Source organism: Nitrospira calida (assembly GCF_976986435.1).
In genome coordinates this window covers 3,333,605-3,354,056 of the sequence record NZ_OZ335950.1, presented here as the reverse complement: position 1 = coordinate 3,354,056, position 20,452 = coordinate 3,333,605, and the positions used below count along the sequence as shown (strand labels likewise).

General features: G+C 63.5%; 12 protein-coding genes. 2 read left to right on the top strand and 10 right to left on the bottom strand.

Annotated features, from left to right (window positions below; genetic code table 11):
• Window positions 1-2 precede the first annotated feature (2 nt).
• Complete coding sequence (gene glgC, locus ACWHTU_RS16370; RefSeq protein WP_447860469.1) at window positions 3-1,259, bottom strand: glucose-1-phosphate adenylyltransferase; 1,257 nt, start codon at window positions 1,257-1,259, stop codon at window positions 3-5.
• A gap of 285 nt (window positions 1,260-1,544) precedes the next feature.
• Between glgC and ACWHTU_RS16365 the strand changes: the two genes are divergently transcribed.
• Entirely contained in the window at window positions 1,545-2,594 is a 1,050-nt protein-coding gene (locus ACWHTU_RS16365) for a potassium channel family protein (protein WP_447860467.1), read from the top strand.
• An 81-nt stretch (window positions 2,595-2,675) separates the two neighbouring features.
• Here the strand turns inward: ACWHTU_RS16365 and treZ are convergent, their stop codons facing one another.
• Window positions 2,676-4,553, bottom strand: coding sequence for a malto-oligosyltrehalose trehalohydrolase (gene treZ, locus ACWHTU_RS16360; RefSeq protein WP_447860466.1), 1,878 nt, complete (start codon window positions 4,551-4,553; stop codon window positions 2,676-2,678).
• A gap of 290 nt (window positions 4,554-4,843) precedes the next feature.
• On the opposite strand from treZ, the gene glgX reads away from it, so the two are divergent.
• Complete coding sequence (gene glgX, locus ACWHTU_RS16355; protein WP_447860465.1) at window positions 4,844-6,979, top strand: glycogen debranching protein GlgX; 2,136 nt, start codon at window positions 4,844-4,846, stop codon at window positions 6,977-6,979.
• A gap of 6 nt (window positions 6,980-6,985) precedes the next feature.
• Here glgX and ACWHTU_RS16350 read toward each other — a convergent pair whose 3' ends face one another.
• From ACWHTU_RS16350 to ACWHTU_RS16315, 8 genes are all read right to left on the bottom strand, one after another.
• On the bottom strand, window positions 6,986-8,119 hold the full coding sequence (locus ACWHTU_RS16350; protein WP_447860463.1) for an ABC transporter ATP-binding protein: 1,134 nt from the start codon (window positions 8,117-8,119) through the stop codon (window positions 6,986-6,988).
• 136 nt (window positions 8,120-8,255) lie between these two features.
• Entirely contained in the window at window positions 8,256-9,341 is a 1,086-nt protein-coding gene (locus tag ACWHTU_RS16345; RefSeq protein ID WP_447860462.1) for a HEAT repeat domain-containing protein, read from the bottom strand.
• Between the two features lie 122 nt (window positions 9,342-9,463).
• Window positions 9,464-10,288, bottom strand: coding sequence for a hypothetical protein (locus tag ACWHTU_RS16340; RefSeq protein ID WP_447860461.1), 825 nt, complete (start codon window positions 10,286-10,288; stop codon window positions 9,464-9,466).
• A 157-nt stretch (window positions 10,289-10,445) separates the two neighbouring features.
• On the bottom strand, window positions 10,446-11,735 hold the full coding sequence (locus ACWHTU_RS16335; RefSeq protein WP_447860015.1) for a 4Fe-4S dicluster domain-containing protein: 1,290 nt from the start codon (window positions 11,733-11,735) through the stop codon (window positions 10,446-10,448).
• A gap of 107 nt (window positions 11,736-11,842) precedes the next feature.
• Complete coding sequence (locus ACWHTU_RS16330) at window positions 11,843-15,280, bottom strand: molybdopterin-dependent oxidoreductase (RefSeq protein WP_447860460.1); 3,438 nt, start codon at window positions 15,278-15,280, stop codon at window positions 11,843-11,845.
• A 522-nt stretch (window positions 15,281-15,802) separates the two neighbouring features.
• A complete protein-coding gene (locus ACWHTU_RS16325) occupies window positions 15,803-17,263 on the bottom strand; it encodes a sigma-54-dependent transcriptional regulator (RefSeq protein ID WP_447860459.1) in 1,461 nt (486 codons plus the stop codon).
• Between the two features lie 120 nt (window positions 17,264-17,383).
• Complete coding sequence (locus ACWHTU_RS16320) at window positions 17,384-19,471, bottom strand: ATP-binding protein (RefSeq protein WP_447860458.1); 2,088 nt, start codon at window positions 19,469-19,471, stop codon at window positions 17,384-17,386.
• A 109-nt stretch (window positions 19,472-19,580) separates the two neighbouring features.
• Window positions 19,581-20,435 (bottom strand): carbohydrate ABC transporter permease, encoded by an 855-nt coding sequence (locus tag ACWHTU_RS16315; protein WP_447860457.1) that lies wholly within the window; start codon window positions 20,433-20,435, stop codon window positions 19,581-19,583.
• Window positions 20,436-20,452: the final 17 nt, after the last annotated feature.

The following is a 20,452-nucleotide window of genomic DNA, read 5'->3' as shown; positions in this document are numbered from 1 at the left end:
AGTCACAGTGTCCTGGGGGAAAGTGGCGAGGGCTGACCTCGCGGCAACACGACCAGGCCGGTCTTTGTCACCGCCTGATGGCGCATCCGGTCCTCCGCCGGATCGAATCCGATTTCGGCTCCAGCCGGGATCACATTAAACCGGTCCGCAATCACGCGGCGGAGTTGGGCCTTCGAGCCGATGACCGCTCCGTCCATGATGATGGATTCCTCGATCCGCGCGCCGTGCTGAATCACGACGTGCCGGCCAATCACCGACCGCGTGATGTCCGCGTCGACAATCAGGCTGCCCTGGCCGATCATGGACTCGTCGATCCGCGACCGGACCAGACTAGCCGACGGCGCGTCGTACTTGTCGGTCAGGATCGGCCACTCGGTGTTGCGAAGATCGAAGATCGGTGCCTCCCCCAGCAAGTCCATGTGGGCCTGCCAATAGGCGTCCAAGGTTCCCACGTCCCGCCAGTATCCCCGCTCCTCGTAGGGTTTCAGGCCTGGCACGTCGTTGGACAGAAAGTTGTAGGCCATCACGCGATGGGTGCGGAGCAGGCGCGGGATGATGTCCCGTCCGAAATCGTGGGAGCCCGGCCGCGCGGCGTCCTGTTCCAGGATCTCCAGCAGCACGTCGGTGTTGAAGAGATAATTGCCCATCGACGAGTAAGCCTGTTCGGGATCGGTCGGCATGGGTTTAGGCTGCTTGGGCTTTTCTTCGAAGCCGAGAATCCGATCTTCCTGGTCCTTGTGTCCGACCTCCACGATGCCGAAGCCTTTGGCCGCGTGGAGAGGAACGGGAAGGGCCGCCACCGTCACGTCGGCGTGACGGGACAGATGAAACCGAACCATCTGGTTGATGTCCATTCGATAGATATGATCGGCCCCGAACACGGCTACCAGATCGGGATCGAAATCCCGGATCAAGTTCAGGTTCTGATACACCGCGTCGGCGGTGCCTTCGTACCAGCCGCCCCGGGCTTTCATTTGCGGTGGCACCACCGTGATGAAGTTCTGCTTGATCAACCCGCCGGTCCGCCACGCCCGGCGCAGATGTTCGATCAAGGACTGCGACCGATATTGGACCAGCACGTACATCGCCAAGATGCCGGAGTTCAAGAAGTTGCTGAGGACGAAGTCGATGATGCGGTACTTGCCGGCGAATGGAACCGCAGGTTTGCTGCGGACCGCCGTCAGCGGCATGAGGCGCTCGCCCTTGCCGCCGGCCATGATCATAGCTAGAACTCTGGGTTGGCGTCGTCGCTCCACCATCGCTCCCTCATTTTCCCGCCGGAACGGCGGATTGCCCCTTCCGTCGACTAGACCTATGATACCCCTGCTCCATGCCTTACGCCACCGCTTCGGCCCGCTTTGAAAATAGCCAGCGGCAAAGACTGAGCAGCCTGTGGCTTTACCCCGTCTTTCCTCTTTTTCTCTCCTTTGTGAGTCTCGCTTTTATCCTGCACGAGCGAGCGAAGGCTCGTAAACGGCCGGAGCGGAAACGGATCGCGCGGCTTTTGACATCGTTTGAAGCGCCTTGCTAGGGTGAGTTGCTTTATGCATGCAACCCGATTTCCACGACGGTTGCCCTCGCGTGTCTTATTCACGCCCGCGGACGTGACGCCCAGCCGGACGCTGCTGGTGCGGCTCGGCATGGTCCTCGCGCTGCTGGCCGCGGTGATCCTTCTTCTCTGGCTGGATCGGGCCGGGCTCTGGGACCAACTCGACGGGGAAGTCTCCTTTGGCGACATTGTCTATTTCAGCATGATCACCGTGACGACCGTGGGATACGGCGATATCGTGCCGATCACGCCGCGGGCTCGTCTGATCGACGCCCTCATCGTCACCCCGATCCGCGTGGTCGTGTGGTTCCTGTTTCTAGGTACGGCGTATCAACTGGTCATTCGTCAATACATGGAGGCGTATCGCATGGCCAAACTGCAAGCCAGGCTGCACGAACATGTGATTGTGTGCGGCTTCGGCTACACCGGGCTGTCCACTGTGAAGGAACTCCTGGCGAAAGGCCTTTCGCCCAAACGTATCCTGGTGATCGATTCCGAGGAACAGCGGGTGCGCGCGGCCGTTGAGACAGGGGTTGTCGCCTTCCAGGGCGATGCGACGCAGGAAGCGATCCTCAAGGACGCAATGCTCGAGCAAGCGAAGGCGCTCATCATCGCCGCGGGCCGGGACGACACCAATGCCTTGATTCTGCTTACCGCCCGCCATCTCCATCCGTCGTTGCGCATCATCGTCAGCGCCCAGGAGGAAGAAAACGTCAAACTGTTCCGACAAGGCGGTGCGAACACCATCATCTCTCCGGCCACCTTTGGAGGGTATGTCTTGGCTGCTGCCGTGGAGCATCCGCGCCTCGTGCACTATCTGGAAGATCTGCTGACGGCCGGGGGGCGCATCAATCTGGTCGAGCGGGCCGTCCGTCCGGGGGAGATCGGCAAGCGCGCCGGGGATCTCAAGCCCGATGTGCTGCTCCGTGTGTACCGAGGCGGCGAGGTGCTTACTTTGTGGGATCTGCAGGAACGGGAAACGCTCCGAGCAGGCGACATCCTGGTCCTGCTTCAACCGGCTCGACCTGCTCAAGAACCGGGCTAGCCCTTGCATCCGACTTGGACGGCCGGGCCGATCGTTTCGCGCCTTGGCGAAGCCAGCGTGCCCATTTGCCCTATGGCGCTATCATGGATCCGATTTCAGGTAGATAGCTGCCGTATACGCGGCGAGACGGACGGCCGCATCGCCATGTTCGGGCGCCAGTTCCTTCGGCCAACAGTCTTCTCCGCTTCCGCCAAAGTCTGCGGCTTCGGAGCACAGCGACAAGCGCCACGTTCCCTGCGGCGGGTGCAGGTTGAAGGAGGCCGGCCCCTTGTTGAATCCCAAGCAGATCAGCGCGGCCGAGCCGTCGGCGGCCCAGCGGTGCAGGGTCAGAATCTGCTGCGCGTCGTCGGTCCGGACGCGGTGTCCGGCCTCGCCGGATTCCGAGGCGGCGAGGGCCGGAACGGATCGGCGCAAGGCGATCAATCGGCAGTACCAGCGGAGCAGGGCCGCTTGCTGCGGATCGGTCGGCTCGCCGGGACGCACCCGCGAACGGTCGAAGGTCGTGGGATCCTGCGGATCGGGAATGTCGCCCGTCCATCCGAAGGCGGCGAACTCCGCCTTCCGTCCGCGGCGGACGGCTTCGACGAGGCCCGGGTCTCCATGATCGATGAAATAAAGGAAGGGCGCGCGCTCGCCGTATTCCTCACCCATAAAGAGGAGCGGAATGTTCGGAGTCAACAGGACAGCCGCGGCCACGACCTTCAGCGCGCCGAACGAAATGAGCGTGCTCAGGCGGTCGCCGCGGGCACGGTTGCCGACCTGGTCGTGGTTTTGGGCGAACACGACGAAGCGCGAGGGGGGCAGGCCACGGGACACGCTTCCGTGACGCCGCCGGCGATAGGCTGACCGCTGCCCGGTGTAGACGAAACCGTCCTGCATCGCCGTCGCCACCTGGTCGAGCCGCCCGAAATCCTGATAGTAGCCGTCCCGTTCGCCGGTGAGCAGCGCGTGGAGCGCATGGTGGAAGTCGTCGTTCCATTGCGCGTCCAGGCCATACCCGCCCTCCTCCGGCGGCGCGATGATGCGGATGTCGTTCAGGTCGCTCTCGGCGATGACCAGAGCGGATCGTCCCAGCCGCTCGGCTTGCGCGTGGACCGCGTCGGTCAGTTCGCGCAGGATGTGGCGCGCTCCGAAATCGTAGATGCCGTGAACGGCGTCCAAGCGGAGTCCGTCGATGTGATATTCGGTGATCCAATGGAGCGCGTTGTCGATAATATATCGCCGGACCTCGTCGCTGTCCGGACCGTCATAGTTAATCGCCGCTCCCCATGGGGTCCGATACCGGTCGGTGAAGTAGGGCCCGAAGTCCCCGAGATAATTCCCCTCCGGCCCCAGATGGTTGTACACGACATCCAAGATCACGCCTAGTCCCTTGGCATGGCAGGCATCGACCAGCAGCCGGAGTCCCGATGGCCCGCCGTAACTCGCCTGCGGCGCGAAGAGATAGACCCCGTCGTACCCCCAATTTCTGGTTCCGGGAAACTGGGCGACCGGCATCAACTCGATCGCCGTCACGCCCACCTCCCGCTGAAGATAGTCCAGCAGGGGAATGACGGCCTGAAAGGTACCTTCGCGCGTGAAAGTCCCGATGTGGAGTTCATAGATGACGAGCCCATCGCGCGTGAGGCCACGCCAGCCCTGATCCGTCCACCGGAACGCGTGCGGGTCCACGACCGCCGAAGGACCATGCACCCCCTCCGGCTGAAAGCGCGACGCCGGATCAGGTCGCTCCTGCTCGCTGTTCAGCACATACAGGTACCGATCGCCTTCGACCACGCCCGGCACGTCCGCTTCGAAGTAACCGAGGTCTTGCACCTGCAAGGGAATGGGACGGCTGTTGCGTCCGAGCAGTCGGACCGAGACTGTCTTCGCCCGGGGAGCCCATACTCGGAAACGGACGCGGTCAGGGCCGAGAAGTCGCGCGCCCAGATCAAGTTGCCACGGCCGACTCCAATCCATCGCGTGCTCCACGTCAAAATGAGTTTGAGGTCAGAGGTCAGGAGGAGGAAGACGAACCCCTTGCCTGGTGCCTCGCTCCCTTTTCTCCCCTTTGCGAGAGAATGAGCCTATGCTACGGGGTTCGACAGCCTTGCACAACCGGAAACACGGGTGCGTTGCGCCAGGCGGGTTGCCGCGGCTATAACTTACACCGCGTGCGTTCTGTCTGGCAGGAACCCATGCACGTAGCGCATGAGAGGCCTCTGGCCGTTGACCGGTGACCATTTCTTTTTTTATAGGAGTGCTCCGAGATGAAAATCTGGCCTGGTCGCCCGTATCCCCTGGGCGCGACGTGGGATGGAGAAGGAGTCAATTTCGCGCTGTTTTCGGAGAACGCCACCGCCGTCGAGCTGTGCTTGTTCGACGGGCCGCATGACACACGGGAGACCCACCGGATCCGTCTCGAAGAACGCACCGACCAGGTCTGGCATGTGTATCTCCCTGAAGTGCGGCCAGGACAACATTACGGCTATCGCGTGCACGGACCCTATGCGCCCCAAGAAGGGCACCGCTTCAATCCCGCCAAGCTGTTGATCGACCCGTATGCGAAATCGATCGCGGGTACGGTCGAATGGTCGGACGCCATGTTTGGCTATCGCCTCGGTGATCCGGAGGCGGACCTGTCCCGGGACGACCGGGACAACGCCGGGAATATTCCCAAATGCGTCGTGATCGATGAGGCCTTCACCTGGGGCGGCGACCGCCTGCTGCGCACGCCCTGGGAGCGGACCATCATCTACGAAGTGCACGTCAAAGGACTGACGGTGCAGCATCCGGAGGTGCCGGAGGCGTTACGAGGCACTTACGCCGGCCTGGCCACTCCTCCGATCATCGACTATCTCACGGAGTTGGGGGTGACGGCGGTCGAGCTGCTGCCGGTTCATCACTTCGTGCGGGACAAGCATCTCCACGATCGCGGGCTGACGAATTACTGGGGTTACAACACCATCGGATTCTTTGCGCCGGACATCCGGTACGGGGCCTCGCCGGTGCGCGGACGCCACGTCAAGGAGTTCAAGACGATGGTCAAAACGCTCCACAGCGCCGGGATTGAGGTGATTCTGGACGTCGTGTACAACCACACGGCGGAAGGCAACCATCTCGGGCCGACGCTGTCGTTTCGCGGCATCGACAACGCCACCTACTACCGTCTGGTCCCCGATCAGCCTCGATACTATATGGACTATACAGGCTGCGGCAACAGTCTGAACGTCAGACATCCGCGGACGCTCCAGCTCATCATGGACAGCCTGCGCTATTGGGTGCTGGAGATGCACGTGGACGGCTTTCGCTTCGACTTGGCCTCCACGCTGGCGCGCGAGCTTCACGATGTGGACCGGTTGAGCGCTTTTTTCGACATCATTCATCAGGATCCGGTCCTGTCCCAGGTCAAGTTGATCGCGGAGCCGTGGGATTTGGGCGAAGGCGGCTATCAAGTCGGCAACTTCCCGGTGGGCTGGGCCGAGTGGAACGGCAAGTATCGGGATACCATCCGGCGGTTCGTCCGAGGGGACGGGGGCCAGGTGGCGGAACTGGCCTACCGCCTGTCCGGCAGCAGCGACTTGTATGAAGGCGGAGGACGACGGCCCCATGCCAGTATCAATTTCGTCACCGCTCACGACGGCTTCACCCTGCACGATCTGGTGTCCTACAACCACAAGCACAACGAAGCCAACGGCGAGGACAACCGCGACGGGACCGACGACAACCTGAGCTGGAATTGCGGGGTCGAAGGCCCCACCGCCGATCCGGCGATCAACACGTTGCGCGAACGACAGAAGCGGAATTTCTTGGCCATTCTGCTCCTGTCGCAAGGAGTCCCGATGATCTGCGGCGGCGACGAGATCGGGCGGACCCAACGCGGCAACAACAACGCCTATTGCCAGGATAACGAGCTGAGCTGGTTCGATTGGAAACTCGACCGCTCGGCACGCGAGCTGTTGGCGTTTACGCAGGGCCTGATCGCGTTTCGTAAGCGGCACCCGGTGCTCCGGCGGCGGCGCTTCTTTCAAGGCCGTCGCATCCGGGGCTCCGAAGTGAAGGACCTCGCCTGGTTTCGTCCCGACGGCAAAGAGATGACCGACGAGGATTGGGGCTCCGGCTATGCGCGGTCTCTGGGGTTGCGCCTGGCCGGGGACGCCATCGAAGAGACGGATGAGCGGGGCCAACCGATTCAGGACGAGACCTTGCTCATCCTGTTGAACATGCACCATGAACCGTTGTCCTTCACGTTGCCGGCGCATAAGCGCGGCGTGCGGTGGGTGCCGGTTCTGGACACCGCGCTCTCAGGCGAGCGGAAGCCGCTGAAGAAGATGTTCAAGGGCGGGGAGTCATACGAGCTGGAAGCCCGGTCGGTCGTGGTGCTCCGCCTGCGGCAGAAAACCTGAACCCCGTCATCCCGGCTCCAGCCCGATTTCACAGTCGATACGCGCGCCGGTTTCCGCATCGAAGAGGTGGGACACCATCCGGTCGAGCGAGATCGTAACCTGATCGCCGGGTTGAAGCCGATCGGTCGCATCCGCGAGACCGACGAGGATCGTTCCCGGATTGTAACCGCCGAGTTCCGCACTCACCCACAGTTGGCTCCCCGAGAGTTCGGTCAGCCGCACCGTGCCGACGATGCCGTTGCTCCCACCCGCGGCGTCGGCCGCACACATCCGCACATGTTCCGGTCGGATGCCAAGCGTGACGGCCGTGCCGGCGGGTGCTCCGCGCCGCGTCTCGACTCCCGCAGGCAGACGGAAACGGATCGGCCCTGCCCGAACTTCCCCGTCTTCCAGACGCGCATCCAACAGATTCATGGGCGGGGAACCGATGAATCCCGCAACGAACCGATTCGCTGGTGCGTCGTAGAGGTCGCGCGGTGTGCCGATCTGCTGAAGGCGACCACGATCCAGGACCGCCAGACGGTCGGCGAGCGTCATAGCCTCGGTCTGGTCGTGAGTGACATAGATCATGGTGGTCTTCACGTCGTCGTGCAGTTTCCGCAGTTCAGCCCGCATGCCAGCCCGCAGTTGGGCATCCAAATTGGAGAGCGGTTCATCCAACAGAAACACCCGAGGCCTTCTAATCAGCGCGCGCCCCAACGCCACCCGTTGCCGCTGGCCCCCGGAAAGTTCCCGCGGGCGGCGTTCTAGAACGGTTACGAGCCCCAGGAGCTCGGCGATGCGCCGCACCTCGGCAGCAATCTCCTCGCGGGACCGGCTGGTCCGGCGCTTCGCCACGTGGAGCGGAAAGGCCAGGTTTTCCGCCACAGTCATGTGCGGATAGAGGGCGTAGCTTTGAAAGACTAGTGCGACATCCCTCGCCCGCGGCGGCAACTCCGTCACATCCAAACCGTCGAAGAGGATGCGACCCTCCGTCGGAGTATCGAGCCCGGCGATCAGATGCAGCAGCGTGGATTTGCCGCAACCGGAGGGGCCGACGATCGCGAACAGTTCTCCATCGCGCACGGTCAGCGTCAGCCCGGCAAGTACGTCGGCTCGGCCGTAGCGCTTGCTGAGCTTTTCAAGTCGGACTTCGGCCATCTTGCCTCTCCGGCCAAAGGGGAGAGAACGGTGAAAGCCTGGAAACGAGCCGATCGCTAGCAGCGTATCTACATCGTTCAAAGCTGCAGGCTGTTCGCTATGGTTCACGCGGAACTCGTAGTTCCGTGCCAGCGGATCAGTTGAGCTGATCGAAGGCGTCGATCTGTTTAAGGGTATAGCTCAGCGCATCCCAGAGTTTTCCCTCCGGTGACGTGCGGTCGCTCGTGCGGACATCGCGGAGAGACCGTTGCAAAGCCAAAAGCGGTTCATAGGTCCGCCGGTCGGGCAGTTGCCCCAAGGCCCAGACCACCTCGGTCTTGAGCGCGACGTCGTCCGTCTTGAGCGCGTCGAGCAGCGGGGGAATGATCGCTACGTTCCCATGCAGGGCGCCGACTTTCCCCAACGCCTTTGCGGCGGCGAGCTTCAGCGGGGGACTGCCGACGTGCAATGCCTCGATAAGCGCGGCCAGGCTGTCTTGTTGGCCGATGTTGCCCAGGGCGATGGCCGCCGCCGCGGCGATCTCCGGGTTCGGGTCGTGGAGCAGAGTCCGCAGGTCGGGACTCGCCGAGGCGGCGAACAACTCGCCGAGCGCCCGGATGATCTTCACCTTGCGTGTGGAGGGCTCATCAGTTTGGCGTAACAGCGCCAGCAACCGCTCTTCCTGTTCCCATTCCTGAGTGAGGATCACTGGGAAGTCATACGCTTCCAGTCGCGCCCGCAAGTGCTCCAGGGCAAACGCGCCGGGGTCCTCTGCCTTTGCCTCTGCTGCTGCGGCAATGGCATCGGCAAAGTCGGTTCTCACCTCCCGACGCCACTCCGAAGGGCGGTCCTGGACCCAGTAGGTGAGTTGGCAGGCTGGCCCTTTCCAGGTGCGCAGCGGCAGATCGGGCAGATCGGCATCGCCTCCAAGAGAGGTGGTGCCTTCCCATACCTTGCGCTGCTCGCATTTGACCTTGAGGATGGCGTCATGCGGCTGGGCCGGATCGGTCAGTGTGGTATAGCCAATCTCGGCGAGTCGGCGGACGACAACGTCGCGGAGGGGAGTGGGGTCCGCTTGGCCATGGTCGGTCAAGGCTAGGACGTTGACGAGCACCCGCTGGATCTGCCGCAACTGCTGTTTTTGGTCCGGCGTGCGGATCTCCCGCCGTGCCTGACTTTCCGAACTGGCGAATACAAGGGCGATGAGTAGCACGGTGAACGAGTATCCTACGATCTTCATCATCTTGCCTCCGTAATCGCGCATTGAGCCGACTCGATGTACCTTACTCGAGGTGGTCTCCCAGTGCAACTCCGAGGGGAAAGAAACCCGGGCAGTCTGGGAAAGTCGGCCGGGTAGGACGCAGTTCACTGGTCGCCGGGGGGCGCTTCCCGATCATGTGGGTTGTATCGAGCCGGAACCGAAGGCTCTGGAAGCCGATGGTCCAGCGGAAGCAGGACATCCGCTCTCGGGGTCCCATTTCGCAACGGAAGAGACATTGTACGGGATCCTGAGCGAATTGAGCGGGGAGCCCGTGACCCGAACAGTACGAGGGCGATCAAGGTCAGGCTTCCTCCGACCAGGAGGAGACTGCTCCGCCGGGTGGTGCGCGCTCCGTCCTCGTACAGGGCGCCGGCCACCTGCGCCACGCCGTCCAACACCTGATCCAAGGCTACGCTGACTTGGATCAACGTGGTGCCGGCCCGGGCCGCGGCGTGCTGCTCGGCCTGTTCCTGCCAGGCGGCGGCCTCTGCCAGGCGGGTCGCGGTCCACCGGCGCCGGATCAAGCGGACCGTCTCGTCGGCGTCGGCGAAGTAGGTCTCGACCTGGGTCCGCAAGGCCTGCAAGGCCGCGGTAGCGGCGGGGCCGCCGCGGGCGACCTGCCGGCTGGCGGCGGCATAGCGGTCGAGGGCGCGGAGAACCCGCGTCCGCTGCCCGGGCAACGCGGCGAGGATCCGTTCCGCCTCCTGGGCCGTCGGGGCTTCCAGGGCGCGCAAGATGGTGCTGCGGTAGCGGATGAGGTCGCCGGAGACATGGCCCAAGTCTGCCGCCGCGAGGGTATATTCCGTGTAAAGGACGCGCAGGTCCCGATCGACCTGGGTGAGGGTCTGGGCGGCAAGGAACCCGGCCAGCGCGATCAGGAGACTGACCGCCACCTGGCCGAGCGTAGGACGGGGAATAAGCCCGCGCATCGCGTCACTCCGTGCAAGCGAGAGTCAACCGAGGCAAAAGGAAGGGGACAAGGAGCCCCTCCTGTCTGCTCCTTGTCCCCTTGGGGACCGACGGGAGAAGGACCCCGCTGTGCCGGGGTCCTTCTCCAGGGGTGCTCCATCGGAACCGGCGTGGGGGTTACAGCCAGTTCACGCGCTCGGCCGGGCGGATGTAGATCGGCTCCTCCACCTGCTGCCGCACGACCTCCTTGCCCGACTTGTTGAAGCCCAGCACGGTGTCGTTGTACATCTCGAACCGCTTGCCGTGGATCTGGGTCTCAAACACCTTCGGGCCCGGAATGACGTCGTAGCGGAAGATGATCTGCTGGCTGGCCCGCCACAGTTGCAGCACCGCCAACAGTTCCCGGCTCGGCACCAGGTACTTCTCGATCGCGTTGTCCACCCCTGGCCCGAACATCTGCCGCGTGTAGCCCCGCGGCGCATGGCGGGGTGGGATATAGAACCCATTGGGCTCGGTGCCCCACTGCGGGTACAGGGGCAGGGCCACCTGCTCCACGCGGATGGCGAAATACAAGGGGTGCCAGCGGTCCTCCGCCCACAGGCCGTCCTCGCCGATGCGCACCAGGCTCTGCAGGCGGATCTTGCCCACGCAGGCCGCCATGCAGCGGGTCTCCATCGGCTCGCCACCCGTCAGCGGGTCCTTGCCCTCGATGCGCGGATAGCAGGCGATGCACTTCTCACTCACCCGCGTCGTGCCCCGGTACATCGGCTTCTTGTAGGGGCACTGCTCCACGCACTTCTTGTAGCCCCGGCAGCGGTTCTGGTCGATCAACACGATGCCGTCCTCCGGCCGCTTGTAGATGGCCTTGCGCGGGCAGGCCGCCAAACAGCCCGGATACGTGCAGTGGTTGCAGATCCGCTGCAGGTAGAAGAAGAAGGTCTCATGCTCCGGCAGGCTGCTGCCGGTCAGCTTCCACGGTTCGTCCCGCGAGAACCCCGACTTGTCGATGCCTTCCACGATGGCCCGCATCGAGGTGGCCGTGTCCTCATAGATGTTGACGAACCGCCACTCCTGGTCCGTCGGGATGTAACCGATGGCCGCCTGGCCCACCTTGGCCCCGGCGTCGAAGATCGTCATCCCTTCGAACACCCCGTAGGGCGCATGGTGCTTGCGGCCCACCCGCACGTTCCACACCTGGCCCCCCGGGTTGACCTGCTCGATCAGTTGCGTGATCTTCACGTCGTAGAACTGGGGATACCCGCCGTAGGGCTTGGTCTCCACGTTGTTCCACCACATGTACTCCTGCCCCTTGCTGAACAGCCAGGTGCTCTTGTCCGCCATCGAGCAGGTCTGGCAGGCCAGACAGCGATTGATGTTGAACACAAAGGCAAACTGCCACTTCGGATGCCGCTCCTCGTAGGGATAGAGCATCTTGCGGCCCAGTTGCCAGTTATAGACTTCCGGCATAGTGTCCTCCGTTTTCCGTGATCCGTGATCCGTCCTCCGCCACCCGGTCCCGGCTCCGGGGCCCCGTCCCCTTGCGGGCGACAGGGCCCGGAACTCGGGTCATGGGCCTACACCTTGATCTTGATATGCTCCCCCTTGAGCCACTTGATCATGAACTCGTTCTCCTGGCCCGGGGTGAAGCCCGTGCGCACCGGCTCCCACGGCCCTCGGGCGCCGATGCCGCCGTCCTCCGCCTTGGTGATGCGGATGAGGCACTCCTTCGGCGTCGTGTTGACCGCATGGTTGTCCACCTGGTAGCCCCACTTGAACTTCCAGGCGATGGCGTGCTTGCCCGGCAGGCTGTCCGTCTGGTGCATCGGCATCAGCCACGACCGCGTGAACGACTGCTGGGCGCCGTAGCGGAAGTTCGACTGATAGCCGGTATCCAGCGCGATCGCCCGGCCGTCCGGCCGCGTCTCGTGCCCCTTCACCGACTTCGCCGTCGCCACGTACGGCGCGTGCTTCGCCATCGTACAGTGATACGGGAAGGCCGGGTTGTACTTACAGCGGATCATCAAGCGGGCGACCTTGTAGTAGGGATCCGAGGGCTTCCAGCCGCGATAGGGCCGGTCCACCGGGTTGCCGTCCACATACACGTAGTCGCCGTCGTTGATGCCGCGGTCCTTGGCCGCCTGCGGGTTGATGTGCAACTGGTGCTCGCCGACCCCCGGCGTCCGCTTGTCCATGCGGTAGGGATCGCCGAAGTTCGACTCGTACATCTGCACCCAGTCGTTGACCGACCACTGGCTGTGCACCCGATGCCGGGTCTTGGGGGTGACGCAGTAGAACTGATACCCCTTCTCCCACAACGGGTTGGCATGCCGCTTGATCTCCTGCCAGGGGAGCTTCAAGTTGCGCACCGTCTTGTCGTCATGGTGCTGGGCGGTGATCGGAATGCCGTAGTCGTCCGGCCGGACGTACGGGTTGGTGGTGAAGATCGCATTCGGGAGATAGGGCGTGGCCTCGGTGCCTTCGCGGTGCACGACGAAGTTTTCGCCGTACTCGATGGCCTCCGGCTCCACCCGGTAGTTCTCGAACCGGCCCGACCGCGTCCACATGGGCTTGGCCTCGTTGACCTCTTCCCAGAAAGGATGCCGCGGATAGGTGCGCGTCATCACCATCCAGCCCTTCTCCGACTTCAGCATTACGTCTGCGCTGTAGCCATAGGCCGTTGAGCTGGCATCCAGTAGCCGTTGCACGTATACGTCCACGCGGTTGGTATAGACAAAGTGGAAGTAGTCGCGCATGCGCTTGTCGCCCGTCATGTCGCTCAACTTGGCCGCGACGCCTGCGAAGGTGTCCAGGTCGTTCCTGGTGTCGTACAGCGGCCGGATGCCGCCTTTCCAGACCTGGAACCAGGGATTGCTCACCGTGGCCGTCATCTCCGGATAGGTGAACTCCATCCAGGAGTTGCAGGCGAAGGCCACGTCGGCATGGTTGACGTCGGAGGTCATCTCAATATCCTGGGTGACGATGCACTCGATATTGGGATCGACGTTCTTGACCATGTCGTAGTGGTGCTTGGCGTTGTTGAGCACGTTGACGTTGGTCACCCAGCGGAACTTGCTGGGGCTGGGCATGTGGGTTTTGCCGGTGAAGACCTTGCGGCCGTACTTCGGCGTGTTGACGATCAAGGCCGTGTCACCATGGTTCCAGTAGCCGACTTCCTCGCCATAGTAGTACGACTTGGTCTTGATCTCCTTGCCGTGGGCGCCGGGATCCAACGTGATGTTGAAGGGATCCTCGCCCGTGTGCACCGCCAATCCGGCGCCGGACCAGGGCGTGGCTGCCCAGATGCCCGCCTTGTAGTTGCCAGCCCACGTCTGTTGCCCGGTGCCGAACTTGCCCATGTTGCCGGTGATGATCAGCACCATCGCCGCGGCGCGGGCTGCCGTCGTCATGTGGAAGTAATGGTTCGTGCCTTCTCCGTTGTGAATCGCATGTGGCTTGATCGTGCCGGCATCGCGTGCCCATCGGACGATGAGGTCCTTGGGCGCCCGGTTGATCTGGTGTACCGTATCCAGGTCATAGTCCTGGAAATGGATCAGGTACATCTGCCAGATCGGCAGCACGTCCACTTCCCGGCCGTTGAGCAATTTCACCCGGTAGGTGCCGGTCAAGGCCGGATCGATGCCGGTCTGTCGGAAGTGATACCCGACCAACTCGCGGTGAATTGGTACCGCCTGGTTCTTGTTCAGATCCCAGACCATGAAGCCGCCGAGCCGCTCGATCTGCTCCGGCTTCAGCGACTGCACCCGGCCTGAATAGCTCTTCGAGAAATCTGGAAACTGATAATCTTGGATCACGTCGCGCGGATCGAGGTATTGCAACGTGTCGCTGCGGACCAGGATCGGCGCGTCCGTGTATTCTTTCAGGAAGTCAACGTCGTGCATGTTCTCGTCCGTGATGATCTTCATCGCGCCCAAGAACAACGCGGCGTCGGAATTGTTGCGTACCGGAATCCAATAGTCCGCCCGGTAGGACATGGGGTTATATTCCGGCGTGATCACGACGATCCGGGCGCCCCGCTCGATGGATTCGATTTTCCAGTGGGCTTCCGGCATCTTGTTCTCGACGAAGTTCTTGCCCCAGCTTGTGTTCAGCTTGCTGAAGCGCATGTCCGAGAGGTCGATGTCGGAGGTTTGGACCCCAGCCCACCATGGATGCGCCGGGTTCTGGTCGCCGTGCCAGGTGTAGTTCGACCAGTAGCGGCCGCCCTGCGCCTGCTCCGGGCCGACCTTGCGAATCCAGGTGTCCAGCAGCGCATTCACGCCGCCATTCATCCGGGTGTTGCCCATCTTGCCGACGATGCCGAGCACTGGCATGCCCGCCCGATGCTTGAAGCAGCGGGTGCCCGCGCCCTTCATCATCTCGATCATCTCCGGCGGATAGCCCTGCTCGCGCAGCCGCCGCGCTCCCGCCTCGCCGCTGTAGCGCTGGGCGATGATGATCATGGCTTTGGCCACATAGGTGAAGGCTGTGTCCCAGGACACCCGCAGCATGTCGTCCAGGTAGCGGGCGTCGAACTTGTACTTGCTCTTCACCTGTGGCGTGAGTTCCGGCGCCCCGGCGTCCATCCATTCCTTCCACCCCTTGCGCATCAGGGGCCCTTTCAGCCGATAGGGGCCGTACACCCGCCGGTGGAAGGTATAGCCCTTCAAGCACATCCGAGGGTTATGGGCGAAGGTGCCGCGGTTGCCGTAGAGGTCCTCGTAGGTCTGGTGGTCGTAGTTCTGCTCTACCCGCATGACGACGCCGTTGCGGACGAAGGCGCGCACACGGCAGCCGTGGGTGTCGTTGGGGGAGCAGCACCAGGTGAACGAGGAGTCATAGCGGTACTGGTCGTGGTAGACCCGCTCCCAGGACCGATCGGGATAGTCGCCCAGGGGGTTGCCGACCTCGATGACCGGCTGCAGGGCCGTCAAGGCCAAGGCCTTGTCAGCCAGGGCCACCGCGGCGACCGTCCCCGCTGAGACTTTTAAAAACTGTCTCCGTGATAGATACATCGTCCATACCTCCCTTTTTTCACAACGACTCCAACCTTTCCCTTCGCTACCGCTCGTGTTTCCGTGTCCTGTCTCACCTCCTTGCTCCGGTAATCCTCACCACTGGACGCACATCATCCTGCTCCTGCTGTTGAGCAAAGGATTTGCCACAATGTTGGACTTGAGGCACAAAACGGAGAAGCAGCGCAACTGATGGAAAAAAGGAGCATCTCAAATCGAGAGCGGAAGAGAAGAGAAACGGGAACTAGGACAGGGAAAGCCGTCCGGTCATATTTTTCTTGAACAACGGTAAACGAGATCACGAAAGAAATGTGAGATCAATGAGTTATGTGTCACATCAAGATGTGACACGGTGCCAGGTGAGTTTTATCTGGGATCGAAGAGGGGATGCAGTGGCCAGGTGCAAGGATATCACGTCACCATCGAGAAATAGGTCAATCGCGATTGGAATTCTCGGATTCGCCTGTCGAACCTCACTGTCACCAACGGTCCACGTGAATAATACCCCGCGCCGATAGGCCATCAATCTTCGTTGCCCTTGGATTCTCCAAGGTATCGTTTCATCAACATGCAGAAATGTTGTTTCGAGATCCCGCTGCTCTCCGCCGCCTTGGTAATGGTGCCCTGACTCCTGGCTAATTTCGACCGCAGGAACGCTCGCGTGAAAGCAGTGACCGCCTTACGCTTGGCTTCCATGTAGGTCAAGTCTCCATAAGGATCGTCCAAGAAAGTGGTTGCCTGTTCGCCAGGCAAGAGCGCCTCGACTTGAGCGCGCGTAATCTTGTCGGACGTTGCGAGCATGACCACCCGCTCGACGACGTTGCGCAGTTCGCGGACGTTGCCCGGCCAGGGATAGGCCGTCAAGGCGTCGATGGCGGCAGCGTCGAAGTAGCACCGCGGCTTCCCCATCTCGCGCCCGAGCCGATCCAACAGGTGGCGCGCGATCACCGGGATGTCCTCGGTCCGCTCCCGCAGGGGTGGCACCGGAATATGCACGACGGCCAGACGGAAGTAGAGGTCTTTGCGGAACGCGCCCTGTTTGACCTTCTCCGCCAGGTCCTGGTTCGTAGCGGCGATGATGCGCAGGTCCACCCGCTTGGCCCGCGTGCCGCCAACGGGCCGCACTTCATTCTCCTCGATCACGCGCAGCAGCTTCGCTTGCAGGCCCAGCGGCAGCTCGCCGATTTCGTCGAGGAACACGGTGCCGCCATGGGCCAGTTCGATGAGCCCCGGCTTGTCGGTACTGGCGCCGGTGAAGGCGCCGCGCACGTGGCCGAACAGTTCGCTTTCGATGGTGCCCTCCGGGATGGTCGCGCAGTCGATGACCTGGAAGGGCTTGGCGCGTTCGCGGCTGTGTTCATGGATGGCTCGGGCGATAAGCCCTTTGCCGGTGCCGGTCTCGCCGGTGATGAGCACGGTGGAGCGGACCTGGGCGGCTTCGCGGACCTGGCGCAGGACGCGCTGGAAGGCCGCGCTGACGCCCACCAGGCTGCCGGTCTCCAGGTCGTGGCGTACCATCCGTTCGAAGGCCGAGGTGCGCCGCAGGATCTCGGAATAGCGGATGGCGCGATGCAGCCGCATCCCCAGGTCGGTGGGATTGAGGGGTTTGAGGACATAGTCGAAGGCGCCGCGCCGCATGGCCTCGACCGCCAGGTCCACCGTGTTCATCCAGGTCACGACGAGGACCGGGAGGTGGCGGTCGAGCTCCAGGAGGTGGCTGACCAGATCGAGGCCGTCCATGGCGGGCAGGATCAGGTCGGTGAGGACCAGATCCACCGTCCGCTCATTGAGCAATTGGAGGGCGCCTTCCGCGGTCGCGCGGACTTCGACGTCGAGGTGATCGTCCAGGGTTTTGAGGTTGGCCTGCTCGAGCGCATGCAGGAGCATCTCCGCGTCGGCGGAATTGTCTTCGACCACCAAGACGGTAAAAGGCGCTTGAAGCTTTTTGGAAAAGATTTGCGAATCCGCTACAGCGTGGACCATGGGACACGTTCCACCTCCTCTCCATAACGCCGTCATTCGTCAATCGCGTGAGGAGGACGCTGACTCTTTCGGGTGACGGCCGTTGATGAAGAACCAATCACGCCTTCTTCCTGAAGCCTACTATTGGGTGCCCGCCTCAACCTTAGAAACCTTAGAAGACAAGTCACAAGCCAGGGTCATGTCGCCGATCACCGGCAGGGAGAAGGTCACGGTGCAGCCCGGGCCGTCGGCATTGGCGTCAATGCGCACCTGTCCGCCGTAGAGTTCCACGATGCGTTGGACGATGGTCAGGCCGATCCCGCTGCCCGGGGCCTGGTCCGGCCGCAACCGGACGAACGGCTGGAAGACCCGCTCCCGATGTTCGGGCAGAATGCCGACGCCGTTGTCGCGCACCGCGAACCACACCCGGTGGTCGCGGCAGTCCGCCTGGATGGTGATCGCTGGCGCCGCCTCCGGCCGGGCGAACTTCAGCGCGTTGGACAGCAGGTTGTCGAAGACCTGGCGCAGGTAGGCGCCATGGCAGGCGACGGGCGGCACCGCCAGGCTGACCGCGACCCGGGCACCGCGCGCCTCCAGTTCTCCCGCGCGGGCTTTCAGCACGTCGTGGACCACCGTCGCCGCGTCCACCGCCTCTACGGCACTCGCGCGGGCGCCGACCCGGGCCACCGTCAGCAGGCTCTCCACCCGCGCCTCCAGCTCCCGGGCGTTCTCTTCGATCAAGGCCAGCCACCGCGCCGCCGGAGCGGGGAGCGCGGCGCCGTACTCCTGCTGCAACAGCGCGGCGAGGCTGCCCATGCGTTTGCCGGGCGCTTTGAGGTCGTGGGCGAGGGTTTCAGCCAGGTGTTCCAACTGCCGCAGCCGCGCGGCCAGGTCCTTCTGCTTCTGGTGCGCCTGCTCGTAGAGCCGGGCGTTGGCGATGGCCAAGGCCGCCTCTTGCGCCAACCCTTGCGCCAAGCGCACGTTCCAGCCAGCCGGGCCGCGATCCTCTTCCTTCAGCAGCAGCAGCACGCCGAAGGGGGCCCCCTGGGCCAGCAGCGGGATCGCCAGCACGCTGTCGCCGATGAGATTGCGCCGGCTCACTTGGGGGCGGTGGTCGCGGCGCAACTCATGGCCCATCGCCGGCTCGCGGGCGTCGAAGGCTCGCACCGCGACGGGGAATTCCTCCCACAGCATAACGGACTTGCGCAGGGTGTCACTCCACGCCCCGGAGGCGGCCTCGACGACCCAGCAGCCCATCGGCTCGTGGCGCAGCAGCACCAGGCAGACATCCGCTTGGGTCAAGTCCACGGCGCGGTCGACGATCCGTCGCAGGGAGCCGTCGAGGCCGTCGGGGCCGATGGTGTTGAGGTCGTGCCCGGTGGCGATGAGGGCTTCGAGCTCGCGGATGTGGGCACGGATCCGATGCGCCATCGCCTCATAGGCGCGCGCCAACTGGCCGATCTCGTCCAGCGATTGCACGGAAATCGCCGGGAGCGGCGCGTCCGCGGCCTGCGCCTCGCCCAAGCGCTCGACGGCGGCACGCAGCACGGCCAGCGGCTGGGTAATGGATTGCCCCAGCAGGCGCCCGCCCAGCGCGCCGAGCGCCAGCCCCCCGGCGAGCGCACCCAGCAAGCCCCAGAAGGTCACATGGGTGACGCCTTCTTGGTCGGCGGTCAGGCGGGCCAGTTCGCGGTCGAGATAGCCCTCCAGGGTCCGCAGGTCCTGCCGCACGCGATCTGACAACGTGAGCCCTTGCCCCGATCGCACGTAGGCCAACACCTCCTCCCGATGCCCCTGTTGGAGCCGTTGAATCAGGGTGTGTTTGGACTCGGTCAGGGCTTGCAGTTGTCGGCCGGCCCGGCGCACCGCTTCGGGCGGCACCCCGTCGACCTGCGCGACCAGGCGCAGCGTGCGCGCCAGCACCGGCTCCAGGTCCGCCTGCGCTTCCTGGAGGGGGGTCAGGAACGCCGGTTGCTGGGTGAGCAGGTAGCCGCGGAAGGCGTCTTCGGCGTCGACCGCCAGGCGACGAAGGACTTCGATCTGCTCGCGCGCGAGGTGGACTTGATGCCGCTTCTCCTGGAGCTGCAGCAGATGACGCACGAAGGCGAGATGCACGGCCAGCGCGACGAGCACGGGGACAAAACACCCGATGAGAATGAGCCAGAGCTTCTGCTGGACGCTAAGCCGGCTCCACCAAGATTTCAACGGCGAAGCAATACGATAGAACATGGCATGCCTTGCAGAATTACAAAAATCGTATAAACCGCTTGAGTGGGGAGTCAAGCTGAGGTGGAAGGCAGGTCAGCGGACTGATCAGGCCGGTTGGGTTTTGCTGGTGTCATCCCTTTACACCGCCCGCTGTGAGACCGGTCACGACCTGGCGCTGGAAAACGAGCGCGAGCAGGACGATCGGCACTGTCACGATGATGGAGGCGGCCGCCATCTCGCCCCAGGGTGTTTCGTGCAGGCCGGGGAAGAGCGCGATGGCGACCGGCGCCGTGCGCGACGCCTCGGTCGCGGAGAACGTCAGGGCAAACATGAACTCATTCCAAGAATAGATGAACGCTAGTAGCGCCGCCACCGCCACGCCCGGCAGCGCCGGCGGCAGGATGACCGAAACCAAGGCGCGCACCGGGCCACACCCGTCCACACGGGCAGCCCAATATAATTCCCTCGGAACCTGCCGGAAGACGCCGGTCAAGATCCACACGGCCAACGGCAGGGCGAAGGTGGTGTGAGTCAGAATCAGCGCCGCCAGTGTATCCCGAAGCTCCAGTTCACGTACCAGCAGATAGAGCGGGCTGATCGCCGCGATAGGTGGAAACATCGAAATCGACAGGGCGAGCCCGAGGACGGCCGACTTTCCCTTGATCGGCAGGCGGGCCACCGCGAAGGCGCACAAGGCGCCGAGCCCCACGGCAAGCCCCGTCGCGCTCGCCGCCACGACCGCGCTGTTGAGCAGGTTCCTGACCAGCGGCGAATGGTCCAGCACCGAACGATAATGGGCAGAGGTCGGATGCTCCGGCAGGATCGGCGGCAGCCGCAACAGATCGGCGTCCGGCTTCACCGAGGTGAGGAGCTGCCACAGGACCGGACCGAGGCAAACCAACACGACCAGCGTCAGAGAAACTCCCCGCACCGCCGGTCCGACGCCGGCCGACAGGGACGCCCGCCACTCAATCTTCGTCCTCATGGGGCAACCGTCCACCG

Coding starts and splice junctions, on each gene's coding strand:
- ACWHTU_RS16365 (WP_447860467.1), top strand. CDS start 1,545: ATGCATGCAACCCGATTTCCACGACGGTTGCCCTCGCGTGTCTTATTC.
- ACWHTU_RS16350 (WP_447860463.1), bottom strand. CDS start 8,119: ATGGCCGAAGTCCGACTTGAAAAGCTCAGCAAGCGCTACGGCCGAGCC.
- ACWHTU_RS16345 (WP_447860462.1), bottom strand. CDS start 9,341: ATGATGAAGATCGTAGGATACTCGTTCACCGTGCTACTCATCGCCCTT.
- ACWHTU_RS16330 (WP_447860460.1), bottom strand. CDS start 15,280: ATGTATCTATCACGGAGACAGTTTTTAAAAGTCTCAGCGGGGACGGTC.
- ACWHTU_RS16315 (WP_447860457.1), bottom strand. CDS start 20,435: ATGAGGACGAAGATTGAGTGGCGGGCGTCCCTGTCGGCCGGCGTCGGA.
- ACWHTU_RS16335 (WP_447860015.1), bottom strand. CDS start 11,735: ATGCCGGAAGTCTATAACTGGCAACTGGGCCGCAAGATGCTCTATCCC.
- ACWHTU_RS16340 (WP_447860461.1), bottom strand. CDS start 10,288: ATGCGCGGGCTTATTCCCCGTCCTACGCTCGGCCAGGTGGCGGTCAGT.
- treZ (WP_447860466.1), bottom strand. CDS start 4,553: ATGGATTGGAGTCGGCCGTGGCAACTTGATCTGGGCGCGCGACTTCTC.
- glgX (WP_447860465.1), top strand. CDS start 4,844: ATGAAAATCTGGCCTGGTCGCCCGTATCCCCTGGGCGCGACGTGGGAT.
- ACWHTU_RS16325 (WP_447860459.1), bottom strand. CDS start 17,263: ATGGTCCACGCTGTAGCGGATTCGCAAATCTTTTCCAAAAAGCTTCAA.
- glgC (WP_447860469.1), bottom strand. CDS start 1,259: ATGGTGGAGCGACGACGCCAACCCAGAGTTCTAGCTATGATCATGGCC.
- ACWHTU_RS16320 (WP_447860458.1), bottom strand. CDS start 19,471: ATGTTCTATCGTATTGCTTCGCCGTTGAAATCTTGGTGGAGCCGGCTT.